Origin of the sequence: Pseudomonas sp. CCOS 191, from assembly GCF_001007005.1 — a bacterium.
Taxonomy (GTDB): domain Bacteria; phylum Pseudomonadota; class Gammaproteobacteria; order Pseudomonadales; family Pseudomonadaceae; genus Aquipseudomonas; species Aquipseudomonas soli.
Genome location: NZ_LN847264.1, coordinates 3,402,389 through 3,417,296, shown reverse-complemented (window position 1 = coordinate 3,417,296; position 14,908 = coordinate 3,402,389). Strand labels below are relative to the sequence as shown.

The following is a 14,908-nucleotide window of genomic DNA, read 5'->3' as shown; positions in this document are numbered from 1 at the left end:
GCCTGGCGCTGAAACTCCCAGTACACTGCGCGTTCCAACACCAACATCCGTTGATTTCGAGGTTCCGCATGACGCTCAGTCCTTTGGCAGGCAAGCCGGCTCCGGCCAGCGTGCTGGTCGATATCCCCCGCCTGTTGACCGCTTACTACACCGGCCGTCCCGACGCCGCGGTGGCGGCCCAGCGCGTGGCCTTCGGCACCTCGGGCCACCGCGGCACTTCGTTCGAACTGAGCTTCAACGAATACCACGTGCTGGCGATCACCCAGGCCATCTGCCTGTATCGCCAGGAGAAAGGCATCGACGGCCCGTTGTTCATCGGTGCCGACACCCACGCGTTGTCCGCCCCGGCCGCCGCCAGCGCCCTGGAAGTGCTGGCCGCCAGTGGCGTACAGGTGATGTTGAGCAAGGACGACGAGTACACGCCGACCCCGGCGGTGTCCCATGCCATTCTCTGCTACAACCGTGGCCGCCAGCAGGGCCTGGCCGACGGCATCGTCATCACCCCGTCGCACAACCCACCGCAGAGCGGTGGCTTCAAGTACAACCCGCCCAACGGCGGCCCGGCCGACAGCGACGTGACCAAGTGGATCGAGGCCAAGGCCAACGAGCTGCTGGCGGCGAACCTGGCTGGCGTCAAGCGCATGGACTACCAGCAGGCGCTGGCGGCGCCGACCACCCAGCGCCACGACTACGTGAGCAGCTATGTCGCCGACCTGGAAAACGTCATCGACTTCGACGTGATCCGCAGCGCCAACCTGCGCCTGGGCGTCGACCCATTGGGTGGGGCCGGCGTGCGCTACTGGTCGGCCATCGCCGAGCACTACCAGCTGAACCTGGAAGTGGTGAACACCGAGGTCGATCCGACCTTCCGTTTCATGACCGTCGACTGGGACGGGCAGATCCGCATGGACCCGTCCTCGCCTTACGCCATGCAGGGCCTGATCGGCCTGCGCGAGCGGTTCGACGTGGCCTTCGCCTGCGACCCGGACCACGACCGCCACGGCATCGTCACCGCCGACGGCCTGCTGCAGCCGAACAACTACCTGGCCGTGGCCATCGACTACCTGTACCGCAACCGCCCGCAATGGCGCAGTGATGCCGCCGTGGGCAAGACCGTGGTTTCCAGCGGCCTGATCGACCGCGTCACCGCGGGCCTGGGCCGCGAGCTGTATGAAGTGCCGGTGGGCTTCAAGTTCTTCGCCCAGGGCCTGTTCGACGGTTCGCTGGGCTTCGGTGGCGAAGAGAGCGCCGGCGCCTCGTTCCTGCGCAAGGACGGCTCGGTCTGGGCCACCGACAAGGACGGCCTGATTCCGGCGCTGCTGGCGGCCGAGATGACCGCCCGCACCGGGCGCAACCCGAGCCAGATCTATGCCGACCTGACCGCCAAGCTGGGCAAGCCGTACGCCACCCGCGTCGAGGCCAAGGCCGACGCACGGCAGAAGGCGCTGCTGAGCAAGCTGGCGCCGGAGCAGGTCAAGTCCACCGAGCTTGCCGGCGAGCCGATCCAGCAGATCCTCAGCCATGCGCCGGGTAACAACCAGGCCATCGGCGGCCTGAAGGTGATGACCGCGAACGGCTGGTTCGCCGCGCGGCCGTCCGGTACCGAGGATATCTACAAGATCTACGCCGAAAGCTTCATCGACGAGGCGCACCTCAAGCGCCTGGTGGCCGAAGCCCAAGTGCTGGTGGACGCAGCGATCGCCTGATCGACGCTGATACGCATCGCGGGGCAAGCCTGCTGCCACTGCCTGCTTCGTTCAGGCGTGGCAGCGGGTTTGCCCCGCGATGCGTTTGGTTGTTCCACTGATGGAACGATCCATGCCATTTCAGCTATCTACCGCCGTATTGGCCTCATCTGTAAGGTGTAACCCATCAACAGGAGGCTTCTCATGAAAAAGATCCAGGGTATCCACCGCAGCCCCAACGCCCACTGGGTGGGCGACGGCTTCCCGGTGCGCAGCCTGTTCACCTACGACCATCTGGCGCGGCATATCAGCCCGTTCCTGCTGCTGGATTATGCCGGTCCGCATGACTTCGCCCCGACCACTGCCCGGCGTGGCGTCGGCCAGCACCCGCACCGCGGTTTCGAGACCGTCACCATCGTCTACCAGGGCGAACTGGAGCACCGCGACTCCACCGGCGCGGGCGGTCTGATCGGCCCGGGCGACGTGCAATGGATGACCGCTGCGGGCGGCATCATCCACGAGGAGTTCCATTCCCCGGCCTTTGCCCGTAGCGGCGGCACGCTGGAGATGGTGCAGCTGTGGGTCAACCTGCCGGCCAGGGACAAGCGCGCCGCCGCCGGCTACCAGACGCTGTTGGCCAACGACATTCCCGTGGTGACGCTGGAAGGCGAGGCGGGCAGCCTGCGGGTGATCGCCGGGCGTTACCTTGACCGTCAGGGGCCGGCGCGCACCTTTACCGAGATGGACGTCTGGGACCTGCGCCTGAAGGCCGGTGCCACGCTGCAACTGCCGGTGGCTGCCGGGCGCAATGCCGCGCTGGTGGTGCTGCGCGGCACGCTGCGGGTCAACGATGAGCGCGAAGCCGGTGCGGCCAGCCTGGTATTGCTGGAACGCGACGGCGACGGTGTGCGCCTCGAGGCGCTGGATGACGTCAGCGTGCTGCTGCTCAGCGGCGAGCCGATCGACGAGCCTATCGTCGGGTATGGCCCGTTCGTGATGAACAGCCAGGCCGAGATCGCCGAATCGTTCGATGATTTCCAGGCCGGGCGGTTTGGGCAGATGGGAGGTACCGAGCGCGGCGTCCGACAATGACAAAGCGTTGACTCCAATCGCCGGCAAGCCGGCTCCCACAGGATCTGTGCTATCCCTGTGGGAGCCGGCTTGCCGGCGATTGCTTTTTCAGAAGATCACAGCTGATCCGGCACCACCGCGATCACATCGATCTCCATCAGCCACTCGGCCTGCGCCAATCCTGCCACCACCAACCCGGTGGAAATCGGGAACACGCCCTTGAGCCACTTGCCCACTTCCTTGTACACCGGTTCGCGGAAGCGCGGATCGGTGATGTAGGTGGTGGTCTTGACGATATGCGACAGGTCCGAGCCTGCCTCTTCAAGCAACTGCTTGACGTTCTTCATCGCCTGTTCGGCCTGCGCCTGCGGGTCGCCCAGGCCGACCAGGCGGCCTTCGAAATCGGTGCCGACCTGCCCGCGCACGTAGATGGTGTTGCCGGCGCGCACCGCCTGGCACAGGTCGTTGTCCAGGGTCTGGTTGGGGTAGGTGGCCTTGGTGTTGAACATGCGAATGCGAGTGTGGGTAGGCATCAGTGGGCTCCGAAGGTGCTGACGTTGCTGATCGAGGGTTGCTGCTCATCCGCCGTGCGCTGTTCGCGGTCGCGGTAGGCCAGGTAGGTGCGCTGGGTGGCGATGTGGCCGGCGACGTGCTTGGCGTCGTGCCACACGCCCCAGATGAACGACGAGCCACGGCGTGACAGCCAGGGTAGGCCGAGGAAGTACACGCCTGGTTCCTTCGACACGCCACGCTGGTGCTGCGGCCTGCCGTTGGCGTCGAAGGCGTCCACCTGCAGCCAGCTGAAATCCACGCCGTAGCCGGTGGCCCAGATGATGGTGGTGACATTGGCCTGGGCCAGGTCCAGCTCGCGCAGCGGGTTGCTGACGCAGGCCGGGTCGGGCAGGCGCTTGCGCGCTTCGGGCTCTGGCGGCAGGTCCAGGCCGTTGCGTTCGACATAGGCGTCGGCGGCGTCCAGCAGGGCCAGGTAGTTCTCGTCGCCACGGTTGATGTTCTCGGCCAGGTTGTCCTGGAAGCGCGCCACGCCGCCCTCGAACGACTGGGTCAGGCCGACCAGGGTCATGCCCTGGTGGGCGAGGGCGCGGAAGTCCACGGTATGGCCGCCACGGGCACCGGACACGGCGATGGTCACGTGCTCGCGGCCGGGCTTGGCGATCTCGGCATCCCATTCGCCGAGCACGCCGAGCCACCAGCAGAAGTCACGGTTGCGGTAGCTGCGTGGCGGGCGGTCGTGGGCGCCCACCGACAGGTACACCTGGCGCCCGGCGCGCATCAGCTCCTCGGCGATCTGCACGCCGGAGGAGCCGGCGCCCACCACCAGCACCGCGCCTTCAGGCAGTTGCTCGGGGTTGTAGTAGGCGGCGGAGTGGATCTGGTGCAGGCCGTCGTCCTTTGGCGCGATGGCCGGGATCACCGGGCGCTGGAACGGGCCGGTGGCGGCCACCACGCGGTTGGCGCGGATCACGCCCTGGTTGGTTTCGATGGTGAAGCCCGGGCGGTCGGCGTTGCGTACCACCTGCCTGACCTCGACACCGGTGCGCACCGGCAGGTTGTACTTGCGCACGTACTGCTCGAAGTAGTCGGCGACCTGGTCCTTGCCGGCGAAGGCGTCGGCGTCGAGGTCGAATTCAAGGCCCGGGAAGCGGTCGTGCCAGGCCGGCCCGTTGGCCACCAGCGAATCCCAGCGGCCCGAGCGCCAGGCCTCGGCGATGCGCTTGCGCTCCAGCACGAGGTGCGGCACGCCGAGCTTGCTCAGGTGTTCGCTCATGGCCACGCCGGCCTGGCCGGCGCCGACTACGAGGGTGTCGATTTCGATGTTGTTCAGTGTCATGTCCCAGCCCTTCTTCAGCGGCGTTCTTGTTCAGGTCGGTGGGGACCGCCTTTGCCTGGGGCCAGACTAGGGATGGGGGGGCAATCGCGAAAATAGTATTTAGCTGGGGCTTGCCGATAAATTGGCGAAGGGTGGATGGGCACCGCTGCGCGCCGCATCGCCATAGTTTTTTCCTGCCCTGTGCCGAGGAAAATGTTGGTTTCGCCGCTGCCTTGGCCCGCCGAGAATGCCGGTAACTCACCACAGGAGCTGCACCATGACCTTCTCCATCATCGGCCGCTGCCAGGAAACCGGCCAGGTCGGCATCGCCATCAGTTCATCGAGCATCGCCGTCGGCGCCCGTTGCCCGTGGGTGCGCGCCGGGGTCGGTGCCGTGGCCACGCAGAACATCACCCTGCCGGCCCTCGGCCCTCAGATCCTCGATGCCCTGGAGCAAGGCCAGCTGCCGCCTGCCGCGGCGCTGGACCGGGTGCTGAGTGCCAATGGCTGGAGCGAGTACCGCCAGGTCACGGTGATCGACAGCCACGGGCAGGTGGCGCTGTTCACCGGCAAGGAAGCGCTGGGCACGCACAATGCGGTGGCCGGTGAGCAATGCGCGGCGGCCGGCAACCTGCTGTCGTCGCAGGCGGTGATCGCGGCCATGGTCACGGCATTCGAGCAGGCCGGCGGCCACCTGGCCGACCGCCTGCTGGCGGCCATGCACGCGGCGATGGCGGCCGGGGGCGAGGCGGGGCCGGTGCATTCGGCGGCGCTGAAGATCGCTGGCGAGCTGACCTGGCCGCTGGTGGACCTGCGGGTGGACTGGACAGAGCAGGACCCGATCGCTGAACTGGACACCCTGTGGCAAGCCTATCGTCCGCAGATGCAGGACTATGTGACCCGCGCCCTGAACCCGACCGCCGCGCCCAGCTACGGAGTGCCCGGTGATGAGTGAGGCCAGCAGCCGCGCGCTGCTGGAGCGGCTGGTCGGTTTCGCCACCGTGAGCCGAGATTCCAACCTGGAGCTGATCGCCTTCATTCGCGATTATCTAGCCGGGTTTGGCGTTCACAGCGAACTGTTCCACAACGACGAAGGCACCAAGGCCAACCTGTTCGCCACGATAGGCCCGCTTGATCGGGGCGGCGTGGTGCTGTCCGGGCACACCGATGTGGTGCCGGTCGACGGCCAGGCCTGGAGCGTCGAGCCGTTTCGCCTGAGCGAGCGCGACGGGCGCCTGTATGGCCGCGGCACGGCCGACATGAAGGGCTTCATCGCCTCGGTGCTGGCGGCGGTACCGGCGTTTCTCGCCCAACCCCTGAAGATGCCGGTGCACCTGGCGTTCTCCTACGACGAGGAAGTCGGCTGCCTGGGCGTGCGTTCGATGTTGGCGGCGTTGGCGCGGCGCCCGCACAAACCGCGCCTGTGCCTGATCGGCGAGCCCACCGAGCTCAAGCCGGTGCTCGGGCACAAGGGCAAGCTGGCCATGCGCTGCGAGGTGCACGGTGCCGCCTGCCATTCGGCCTATGCCCCCTATGGCGTCAATGCCATCGAGTACGCGGCGCGGTTGATCGGCAAACTGGGCGAGATCGGTGATGAGCTGGCGCATCCCGAGCATCACGACGGGCGTTTCGACCCACCGTTCTCCACGGTGCAGACCGGGGTGATCAAGGGCGGGAGGGCGCTGAACATCGTCCCCGAGGAATGCGAGTTCGATTTCGAAGTACGCGCCTTGCCGGGCTTCGAGGCCCAGGTGGTAGCGGACCGGCTGCAGACCTACGCCGAGGCAGAGCTGCTGCCACGCATGCGCGCCGTCAATGCGGCCAGCGCGATTCGCTTGCGGCCGTTGAGCGCCTACCCGGGGCTGGCCACGCCTGCCGCCAGCGAGGCCGCGCAACTGGTGGCGTTGCTCAGTGGCTCGGACGACTTCGGCACGGTGGCGTTCGGCACCGAGGGCGGGTTGTTCGACCAGGCGGGGATTCCCACCGTGGTTTGCGGGCCGGGGAGCATGGAGCAGGGGCACAAGCCCGATGAGTTCGTCAGTGTCGAGCAATTGCTTGGCTGCGATGCGATGCTGCGGCGGTTGGTCGAGTACCTGACGCAGGCATGATGGGTCGCGGTGCACGCCCGCCCCAGCCGGGGCGGGGACCCTGTTGACGGTTACGCCGGCACCATCGCAAAGCCCACGCCGAAGCGGTTCCAGGCATTGATGGTGGCAATGGCCAGGGTCAGGTTGGCGATTTCCTTGGCGCTGAAGTGCTCGAGCAACGCCTGGTACTCGTCTTGCGGCGCGCCGCGCTCCGGGAGGCGGGTCAGGCTCTCGACCCAGGCCAGGGCGGCACGTTCGCGTGGGGTGAAGTAGCGGGTCTCGCGCCAGACGCTCAGGGTCTGCAGGCGCGCCTCGGTTTCACCGGCCTTGCGCGCATCGTTGGCGTGCATGTTGACGCAGTAGGCGCAGCCATTGACCTGCGAGGCGCGCAGGCGGATCAGCTCCAGCAGCGAGTGTTCCAGGCCCGAGGCGACCAGCGCCTGTTCGAGGCCGATCATGGCCTTGTAGGCTTCCGGCGAGTGCTTGGCCCATTCGATACGGTCATGCATGGTGAGGCTCCAAAGATGTACAGGTGGCAAGTGGCACTACCTTAGCGCCCGGCCGCGTCGTGCCGAATAGCCAATCCCGCGCTTTGCCAGGAGGCCAATCGCGCATTTGGATGGCCACTGACAGGCATCCAATCTCTTCATTTCTGTCGGCGCGTCGCAGCCGGGATAATGGCCGGGTCAATACCGGAGAACCGTTTCATGTCCGCAGATCGCTACATGCGCGAGGCCCTCGAGCTGGCCCGCGCCAATATCCAGGCCGGCGGCCGCCCGTTCGGCGCCGTGCTGGTCTACCAGGGGCAAGTGATCGCCCGCGCCGTCAACGAGATCCACAGCACCCAGGACCCGACCAGCCACGCCGAGATGCAGGCCATCCGCCAGGCCGCCCAGGTCCTTGGCCGGCCACGCCTGGAGGGCGCCGAAATCTATGCCAGCGGCCACCCGTGCCCGATGTGCCTGGCAGCCATGCACCTGTGTGGCATCGAGCGAGCCTGGTTCGCCTACGACAACGACGAAGGCGAGCCCTATGGCCTGTCCACCGCCGCGGTGTACGCGCAGATGGCCCGTCCGCCGCAGCAGCAGAGCCTGCCCTTGCGCCCGCTGAAACCCACGGGGGAGAGCGGCCTTTACCGTGAATGGCAGCAGGCCAGCCAAGGATGAGGGGCGCGCTGAACCTGTTGCTGGTGGTGCTGCTGGCGCTGAACCTGCGGCCGATCCTAACCAGCATCGGCCCTTTGCTCGAACCCATGCGCCAGGGCACCGGCCTGGGTTACCAGCAGGCGGCGTTGCTGACCGCGTTGCCGGTGCTGTGCATGGGCCTGATCCCGTTGTTGCAACCCTGGCTGCGCCGCTGGCTGAGTGAGCATGGCGGCATGCTCGCGGGGCTTGCGGCCATTGCCCTGGCTTGCCTGTGGCGCCTGCAGCTGGACAGCGCCTGGGCGTTGATCGCCAGCGCCGTGGTTGCCGGCTTGGGCGTTGCCGTGGTGCAGGGCATGATGCCGGGGCTGGTCAACCGCTGGTTCCCCAGCCGCCTGGCGGCGAGCATGGGCCTGTATTCGGCGGCGTTGATGAGCGGTGGTGGTTTGGCCGCGGTGCTCGGCCCTGGGATTGCCGCACACTTCGGCCATTGGCAGTTCGGCCTGGGCCTCTGGGCGCTGCCGGCGCTGCTGGCAATGGCCGCCTGGGTACTGCTGCGTCCGCGCCAGCACACGCCAAGCCTGGCCGCCGGCAGTGGCGGGCACTGGTTCGGCAACCGCAGGGCCTGGCTTCTGGCCTTGTACTTCGGGCTGATCAATGGCGGCTATACCAGCATGGTGGCGTGGCTGCCGGCCTATCACCTGGAACACGGCGGCACGGCGCAGGGGGGCGGCGAGCTGGTCGGCCTGATGACCATCTTCCAGGTCTGCGGTGCCCTGGGCCTGCCATTGCTGCTGCGGCGCCTGGTCGATCGCCGGCCCGGCCTGTGGCTGGCCTTGCTGATCCAGCTCGGGGGCTTCCTCGGCCTGCTGCTGGCGCCGGCCAGCGCCATGGGCCTGTGGGTGGCGATGATCGGCCTGGGCCTGGGGGCCTGTTTCAGCCTCAGCCTGACGCTGACCCTGGAGCACCTGCGCAGCCCCGGCGAAGCCGGCAGCCTGGCGGCATTCGTCCAGGGCGTGGGCTTCATCGTCACCGGCATCGTGCCGTACATCACTGGCTGGCTGCGCGATGTCGGCGGCGACTTCCAGGCCTCCTGGACCCTGCTGGCCTGCACCGTGCTGGCGATGTTGCTGGTGACCGCGTGCTTCGCGCCGAAGGGCTACGCCAGGGCGATTGCGCGTGGCCAGCAGTCTACTGAAGCGCTGGTCAACTGAGGCGCTGCAGGGTGTCGGCGACGCGGTCCAGCGCTGGGTCGATATCCAGCAGCTCGATGGCGCCGAAGCCCAGCAGCAGCCCCGGCCGGACCGGGGCTTCGCTGAAGAACGGCGCCAGGGAATAGAGACCCACCTCCACCTTGCGCGCCAGGCTGATCAGCAACTCGACATCCACCCCCGGCTTGGCCAGTGCGCTCAGGTGGAAGCCGGCGCTGGTCGGTATCGCGTCGAACCACGGCGCCAGGTCGCCGCCCAGCCGCGCCAGGATCCGCTCGCGGCGTGCGCTGTAGACCTCGTGGCAACGGCGGATGTGCTTGTTCAGGTGGCCTTCGGCGAGGAACCGCGCCAGCGCCCATTGCTGCAGGGTCGGGCTGTGCCAGTCGCTCAGGTGCTTGGCCACGCAGGCGGCCTGCAGCACGGCGGGCGGCAGCACCGCATAGCCCAGGCGCAGTTCGGACAGCAGGGTCTTGGAGAACGTCCCGACATACGCCACCAGGCCATGCCGGTCCATGCGTTGCAGGGCCTCGGCGGCCGGCCCCTGGTAGCGGAACTCGCAGTCGTAGTCATCCTCGATGATCAGCGCGCCAAGTTCGGCGGCCCGCGCCAGCAGCGCCTCGCGCCGTGGCGCGGCCATGGGCATGCCCAGCGGGAACTGGTGCGAGGGGGTCACGTAGATCAGCCGGGTGCCATCCTCGATCTGCTCCACGCACAATCCCTGGTCGTCCACCGGCACTGACTGCAGGCGCGCACCCAACGCCTGGAACAACTGCCGGGCCGGTGGGTAGCCGGGGTCTTCCATGGCCACCTTGCAGCCGGGCTCGACCAGCACCCGGGCGATCAGATCCAGGGCCTGCTGGGCGCCGTTGCATACCAGCACATCGCTGGGCGCGCACTGGATGCCGCGGGTGAAGGCGATGTGATGGGTGATGGCCTCGCGCAGTTCGGGCAGGCCCTGGGCGGAAAACTGCCGGTCGGGGTGCCGCTGGCTGCGGCGCAGGGCGTAGTTCATGCAACTGCGCCATTGATCGTAGGGAAACTGCGACTTGCTCGAGGCGCCGCCGATGAAGTCATAGCGCGAAGGCGCGTCCAGCGCCCGCTGGGCCAGTACCGTGGCGCGCTGGCGCCAGCCTTCGAGGGTGTCGGCGGCGGCCAGCGGGATGTGCTCGCTGTCGCCCTGGCGCAAGGTGTGGCGTGGGGTGATGAAGGTGCCGCGGCCAACCACGCCGCTGAGCAGGTTGTCGTAGGTCAGGCGTGAATAGGCTTCGGCCACGGTCTTGCGCGAGACCCCCAGCTGTTCGGCCAGCAGGCGGGTGGGCGGCAGCTGCGTGCCGGCGGCGAGGTGGCCGCTGTCGATGCCGGCGCGCAGTTGCCGGTAGAGCTGCTCGGCAAGGCCTTTGCGGCCATCGAGGCGGATGTGCAGTTCCATCGTGGGAAGGGTCCGAAGCGCAGGGATGTAGAAGCTTCGGGGTTTATCGGCAAAGCCGCAAGGGCCGCAGGCGTGAGCCAGGCCCGCGCCTGCAGGCAGCAGGTGTTCACAGGCGGGCGGTACTGATGGTGATGTAGCCTTTTGCGGGCAGCGCGATGCGGATCACCGTTTCGTCGTCGCAGGCCTTGCGTTTCTGCTTGATGCATACGCCATCCACCGTAGCCTCGCGCATGCGGGCGGGGATGGCGCGGCCCTTGGCGTCGAAGAAGGCCTCGCTGGCGAGCAGCTCGACGCGCTCGATCAGTTGGCGGGTGTGCTCGTCGGTGGCGCAGAAGAAACGCACACCGGACAGGTGCGGGTTGTCATCGGGGTTGCTGACTTCATGGGCCAGCAACTGGCGCAGGGTATGGCGCAGTTCGCGGGTAGGGCGGTCGTGTGTGGGCATGGCATGGCCTCGTCTGGATGGGGTTGGCCGCGCCGGGGCGGCCGTAACGTCTCCAGGTCGGATGATGTTTCGCTGCGGATGTGGCAACAATCAAGAAGCGTCCTTGCTTTCGGTAGGAGGGTTCCGAAAATACAGGCAGGAGGTTGAACATCGCTTTGATCCGCGTCAGCTCCAGCACCTGTTGCCGATGCCGTTCATGCCCAGTCAGACGGGCTACAGCGTTGCAGTGCGCTTGGCATCGAGCGCCGCCTCGACGATCTCGACCCAGTGCCGCACTGGTGTTCGCCCGGCGTTTGCAAGGTGCACCTGGCAACCGATGTTGGCCGTGGCGATGACCTGTGGGCTGCCGCTCTCCAGGGCATGGATACGCTCATCGCGCAGTTGCCGCGCCAGCGTCGGCTGGGTCAGCGAGTAGGTGCCGGCCGAGCCGCAGCACAGGTGGCCATCGGGCACCGGGGTGAGATGAAAGCCCAGGCGCGTCAGCAGGCCTTCCACCGCGCCGCCGAGCTTGAGGGCGTGCTGCAGGGTACACGGGCAGTGGAAGGCCAGGCGCTGCTCGGCGCACAGCCCCAGGTGTTCGAGCGGCTCGGCCTGCAGCACCTGCACCAGGTCCCGGGACAGCGCGCTGACCCTGGCGGCCTTGGCGGCGTAACGCGGGTCGCCTTCGAGCAGGTGGCCATAGTCGCGCACGAATGCGCCGCAGCCGCTGGCGGTCTGCACGATGGCTTCGGCGCCGGCTTCGATGGCCGGCCACCAGGCGTCGATGTTGCGTCGGGCACGCTCCAGGCCGCGCGCCTGGGCATCCAGGTGATAGTCCACGGCGCCGCAGCAACTGGCCTCGGCTATCGGTTCGACACTGATGCCGAGGCGGTCGAGCAGGCGTGCGGTGGCGGCGTTGGTATTGGGGGAGAGCGCCTGCTGTACGCAACCTTCAAGCAGCAACACGCGACGAGCGTGCCGTGCTGACGGGCGCTGGCCGGCGGCGGCGATCCGCGGCGGCAGCTTGGCCTTGAGGTTGGCCGGGAGTAGGGGGCGCAGGGCAAGGCCGCTGTGCAGCAAGGCCTTGAACAGCGCCGGCCTCGGCACTACCGCACGCAAGCCACTGCGCAGCAGGCGCTGGGCCAACGGCCGCGGCACTTGGCGGTCGACCACGGCGCGGCCGATGTCGAGCAGGTTGTGGTACTGCACGCCGGAGGGGCAACTGGTCTCGCAATTGCGACAGCTCAGGCAACGGTCCAGGTGCATCTGGGTGCTGGCGCTGACCGGTTCGCCTTCGAGCACCTGCTTGATCAGGTAGATGCGCCCACGTGGGCCGTCCAGCTCGTCGCCGAGCAGCTGGTAAGTTGGGCAGGTGGCGGTGCAGAAGCCGCAGTGCACGCAAGACCGCAGGATGCGCTCGGCCTCATCGGCGCGGGTCAGGTGGCGGGCGGAATCACTCAGTCGGGTTTGCATGCCGCGGCCTCACAAGTGTGTGTACAGGCGGCCAGGGTTGAAGATGCCCTGGGGGTCGAGTTGACGCTTCAGCGCCTGGTGGTAGCGCAGCGTCATCGGGTCCAGCGGCGCACTGCTGTCGTCGCCGGGGGCGTAGGCGGTGGCATGGCCGCCGGCCTCGGCGACCAAGGCGCGCAGGGTGGCCGCCGGCGCCTCGGACTTGAGCCAGCGCTGGGCGCCGCCCCAGTCGATCAGTTGCTGTCCGGGCAGGTCGAGCACGCCGCAGGTGATGGGCAGGGACAGCCGCCACAGCGTGGCCGGCGCGCTGAAGAACGCCAGGCGTTGCTCGCGCAGGTCGCTCCAGTAGCGCGGGTCGAATACCTCGCCGCCCAGGCGCTCGCGGGCCGAGCGCACCGAGCCTTCGCCGCCCTCCAGGCGCAGGTGCAGCGCCTCGCCGTCGTGGCTGGCGGCGCTGATCGGCAATGGCTGCTGGCCCCATTCGGCCAACCTGGCCAGTGCCTGGCGGGCATCCATTTCCAGGCGCAGGCCCAGGCACTGGCGCGGCCTGGGCAGCACCTTCAACGAAACCTCGGTGAGCAGCCCCAGGCAACCGAAGCTGCCCGCCATCAGCCGCGATACGTCGAAGCCGGCGACATTCTTCATCACCTCGCCGCCAAAGCGCAGGTGCTTGCCGTGGCCGGTGATCAGGCGGGTGCCCAGTACATAGTCGCGCACCGCGCCTGCCCAGGGCCGGCGCGGCCCCGAAAGCCCGGCGGCGACCATGCCGCCCAGCGTCGCCTCGGGCCCCAGGTGCGGCGGCTCGCAAGGCAGCATCTGCCCGGCCTCGCGCAGCGTCGCCTCGATCTCGCGCAGCGGTGTGCCGGCGCGGGCGGTGAGCACCAGTTCGGTGGGGTCGTAGCTGACGATACCGCGGTGCCCACGGGTGTCGACCAGCTCGCCGGCCACCGCACGGCCGAGCATGGCCTTGCTGTTGCCGCCCTGGATGCGCAGCGCGGTGCTTTGGCGCAACGCCTGGCTGACCTGCTCCAGCAGCTGCTGGCTGAGATCCGTGCCCATCAGAAACGCTCCAGGTCAGGGAAGGGCAACTGCCCATGGTGTACATGCAGCGCGCCGAACTCGGCGCAGCGCTGCAGGGTGGGGATGTTCTTGCCGGGGTTGAGCAAGCCTCGTGGGTCGAAGGCGGCCTTGACCGCGTGGAACAGGGTGATCTCGTCGCTGTTGAATTGGGCGCACATCTGGTTGATCTTCTCCCGGCCCACGCCGTGCTCGCCGGTGATGCTGCCGCCCACCGCCACGCACAGCTCGAGGATCCGGCCACCGAGGGCTTCGGCGCGTTCCAGCTCGCCGGGCAGGTTGGCGTCGAACAGGATCAGCGGGTGCATGTTGCCGTCGCCGGCATGGAACACGTTGGCGACCCGCAGGCCGTATGTCTCGGACAGTTGGCTGATGCCAGCGAGCACGCGCGGCAGCTCGCGCCGCGGGATGGTGCCGTCCATGCAGTAGTAGTCCGGCGAAATGCGCCCCACCGCCGGGAATGCGTTCTTGCGCCCGGCCCAGAAGCGCACGCGCTCGGCTTCGTCGCAGGCCAGGCGCACCTCGCGGGCACCGGCCTGGCGCAACACGGCATCGACACGGGCGCAGTCGTCGTGCACATCGGCCTCGACGCCGTCCAGTTCGCACAGCAGGATCGCCGCCGCGTCCACCGGGTAGCCGGCGTGGATGAAGGCCTCGGCGGCGCGGATCGCCAGGTTGTCCATCATCTCAAGGCCTGCCGGGATGATCCCGGCGGCGATGATATCGGCCACCGCGCGCCCGGCGTCCTCGACGCTGGCGAAGCTGGCCAGCAGCACCCGCGCTACCTGTGGCCTGGGCAGCAGCTTGACGGTGACCTCGGTGACGATGCCGAGCATACCCTCGGAGCCGGTGAACAGCGCCAGCAGGTCGAAGCCGGGGCTGTCCAGGGCGTCGCTGCCGAGGGTCAGGCGCTCGCCCTCGACGGTGAGGATCTCCACCTTGAGCAGGTTGTGCACGGTCAGCCCGTACTTCAGGCAGTGCACGCCGCCAGCGTTCTCGGCGACATTGCCGCCGATCGAACAGGCGATCTGCGAGGAAGGGTCTGGCGCGTAGTACAAACCATGGGGCGCCGCCGCCTGGGAAATCGCCAGGTTGCGCACGCCAGGCTGGACCCTGGCGAAGCGGCCCTGCGGGTTGACTTCGAGGATGCGGTTGAAGCGCGCCATCACCAGCAGGATGCCCTGGTTCAGCGGCAACGCGCCGCCCGACAGGCCGGTGCCGGCGCCCCGTGCTACCACCGGCACGCCGCGCTGATGGCAGAGCCGTAGCAGCGCCTGCACCTGCTCCAGCCGCTCGGGCAGTGCCACCAGCAGGGGCAGGGTGCGGTAGGCCGAGAGACCGTCGCATTCATAGGGCTTGAGGTCTTCGCTGCGGTGCAGGATGTCCAGGTCGGGCAGGGCCTCGTGCAGGGCGGCCAGCAGCGCCGGCTTGTCCACGAGCGGCAGCGGGCCGTCGACACGTTCGTCGTAGAGGATGTTCATGGG

The 14,908-nt window shown here is 68.1% G+C and carries 14 protein-coding genes; 6 read left to right on the top strand and 8 right to left on the bottom strand.

Annotated elements, in window-relative coordinates; genetic code table 11:
- Positions 1-68 precede the first annotated feature (68 nt).
- Both pgm and CCOS191_RS15130 read left to right on the top strand, forming a co-directional pair.
- Positions 69-1,706 carry a phosphoglucomutase (alpha-D-glucose-1,6-bisphosphate-dependent) gene (gene pgm, locus CCOS191_RS15135; RefSeq protein ID WP_046855922.1) on the top strand — a complete coding sequence of 546 codons (1,638 nt, stop codon included), beginning with the start codon at positions 69-71 and terminating at the stop codon, positions 1,704-1,706.
- A gap of 183 nt (positions 1,707-1,889) precedes the next feature.
- Complete coding sequence (locus CCOS191_RS15130; protein ID WP_046855921.1) at positions 1,890-2,777, top strand: pirin family protein; 888 nt, start codon at positions 1,890-1,892, stop codon at positions 2,775-2,777.
- A 95-nt stretch (positions 2,778-2,872) separates the two neighbouring features.
- Here CCOS191_RS15130 and CCOS191_RS15125 read toward each other — a convergent pair whose 3' ends face one another.
- Positions 2,873-3,289, bottom strand: a complete 417-nt coding sequence (locus CCOS191_RS15125) for a RidA family protein (RefSeq protein ID WP_023632135.1) — start codon at positions 3,287-3,289, stop codon at positions 2,873-2,875.
- The gene (locus CCOS191_RS15120) at positions 3,289-4,605 is read right to left on the bottom strand and encodes a flavin-containing monooxygenase (protein ID WP_046855920.1); all 1,317 of its coding nucleotides are present in this window, start codon (positions 4,603-4,605) and stop codon (positions 3,289-3,291) included. Before CCOS191_RS15120 ends, CCOS191_RS15125 begins: the two co-directional genes overlap by 1 nt.
- Positions 4,606-4,861: 256 nt before the next feature.
- On the opposite strand from CCOS191_RS15120, the gene CCOS191_RS15115 reads away from it, so the two are divergent.
- Together CCOS191_RS15115 and argE are read left to right on the top strand one after the other, a co-directional pair.
- On the top strand, positions 4,862-5,539 hold the full coding sequence (locus tag CCOS191_RS15115; protein ID WP_046855919.1) for a DUF1028 domain-containing protein: 678 nt from the start codon (positions 4,862-4,864) through the stop codon (positions 5,537-5,539).
- A complete protein-coding gene (gene argE, locus CCOS191_RS15110; RefSeq protein WP_046855918.1) occupies positions 5,532-6,692 on the top strand; it encodes an acetylornithine deacetylase in 1,161 nt (386 codons plus the stop codon). Before CCOS191_RS15115 ends, argE begins: the two co-directional genes overlap by 8 nt.
- A gap of 50 nt (positions 6,693-6,742) precedes the next feature.
- Here the strand turns inward: argE and CCOS191_RS15105 are convergent, their stop codons facing one another.
- Positions 6,743-7,180: a carboxymuconolactone decarboxylase family protein gene (locus CCOS191_RS15105; protein ID WP_038705936.1), complete on the bottom strand. Its 438-nt coding sequence runs from the start codon at positions 7,178-7,180 to the stop codon at positions 6,743-6,745.
- Between the two features lie 198 nt (positions 7,181-7,378).
- Here CCOS191_RS15105 and CCOS191_RS15100 point away from each other — a divergent pair, with 198 nt between their 5' ends.
- Positions 7,379-7,837 carry a nucleoside deaminase gene (locus tag CCOS191_RS15100; RefSeq protein WP_046855917.1) on the top strand — a complete coding sequence of 153 codons (459 nt, stop codon included), beginning with the start codon at positions 7,379-7,381 and terminating at the stop codon, positions 7,835-7,837.
- Positions 7,834-9,027 carry a cyanate transporter gene (locus CCOS191_RS15095; RefSeq protein WP_046855916.1) on the top strand — a complete coding sequence of 398 codons (1,194 nt, stop codon included), beginning with the start codon at positions 7,834-7,836 and terminating at the stop codon, positions 9,025-9,027. Before CCOS191_RS15100 ends, CCOS191_RS15095 begins: the two co-directional genes overlap by 4 nt.
- Here CCOS191_RS15095 and pdxR read toward each other — a convergent pair.
- From pdxR to glcD, 5 genes are all read right to left on the bottom strand, one after another.
- Positions 9,020-10,453, bottom strand: coding sequence for a MocR-like pyridoxine biosynthesis transcription factor PdxR (gene pdxR / locus CCOS191_RS15090; protein ID WP_046855915.1), 1,434 nt, complete (start codon positions 10,451-10,453; stop codon positions 9,020-9,022). The genes CCOS191_RS15095 and pdxR overlap by 8 nt on opposite strands.
- Before the next feature lie 106 nt (positions 10,454-10,559).
- Positions 10,560-10,898: a hypothetical protein gene (locus CCOS191_RS15085; RefSeq protein WP_046855914.1), complete on the bottom strand. Its 339-nt coding sequence runs from the start codon at positions 10,896-10,898 to the stop codon at positions 10,560-10,562.
- A 213-nt stretch (positions 10,899-11,111) separates the two neighbouring features.
- Positions 11,112-12,350 carry a glycolate oxidase subunit GlcF gene (gene glcF, locus CCOS191_RS15080; protein WP_046855913.1) on the bottom strand — a complete coding sequence of 413 codons (1,239 nt, stop codon included), beginning with the start codon at positions 12,348-12,350 and terminating at the stop codon, positions 11,112-11,114.
- A gap of 9 nt (positions 12,351-12,359) precedes the next feature.
- Positions 12,360-13,406 carry a glycolate oxidase subunit GlcE gene (glcE, locus tag CCOS191_RS15075; RefSeq protein ID WP_046855912.1) on the bottom strand — a complete coding sequence of 349 codons (1,047 nt, stop codon included), beginning with the start codon at positions 13,404-13,406 and terminating at the stop codon, positions 12,360-12,362.
- Positions 13,406-14,905, bottom strand: coding sequence for a glycolate oxidase subunit GlcD (glcD, locus tag CCOS191_RS15070; RefSeq protein WP_046855911.1), 1,500 nt, complete (start codon positions 14,903-14,905; stop codon positions 13,406-13,408). Before glcD ends, glcE begins: the two co-directional genes overlap by 1 nt.
- Between the last annotated feature and the right edge of the window lie 3 nt (positions 14,906-14,908).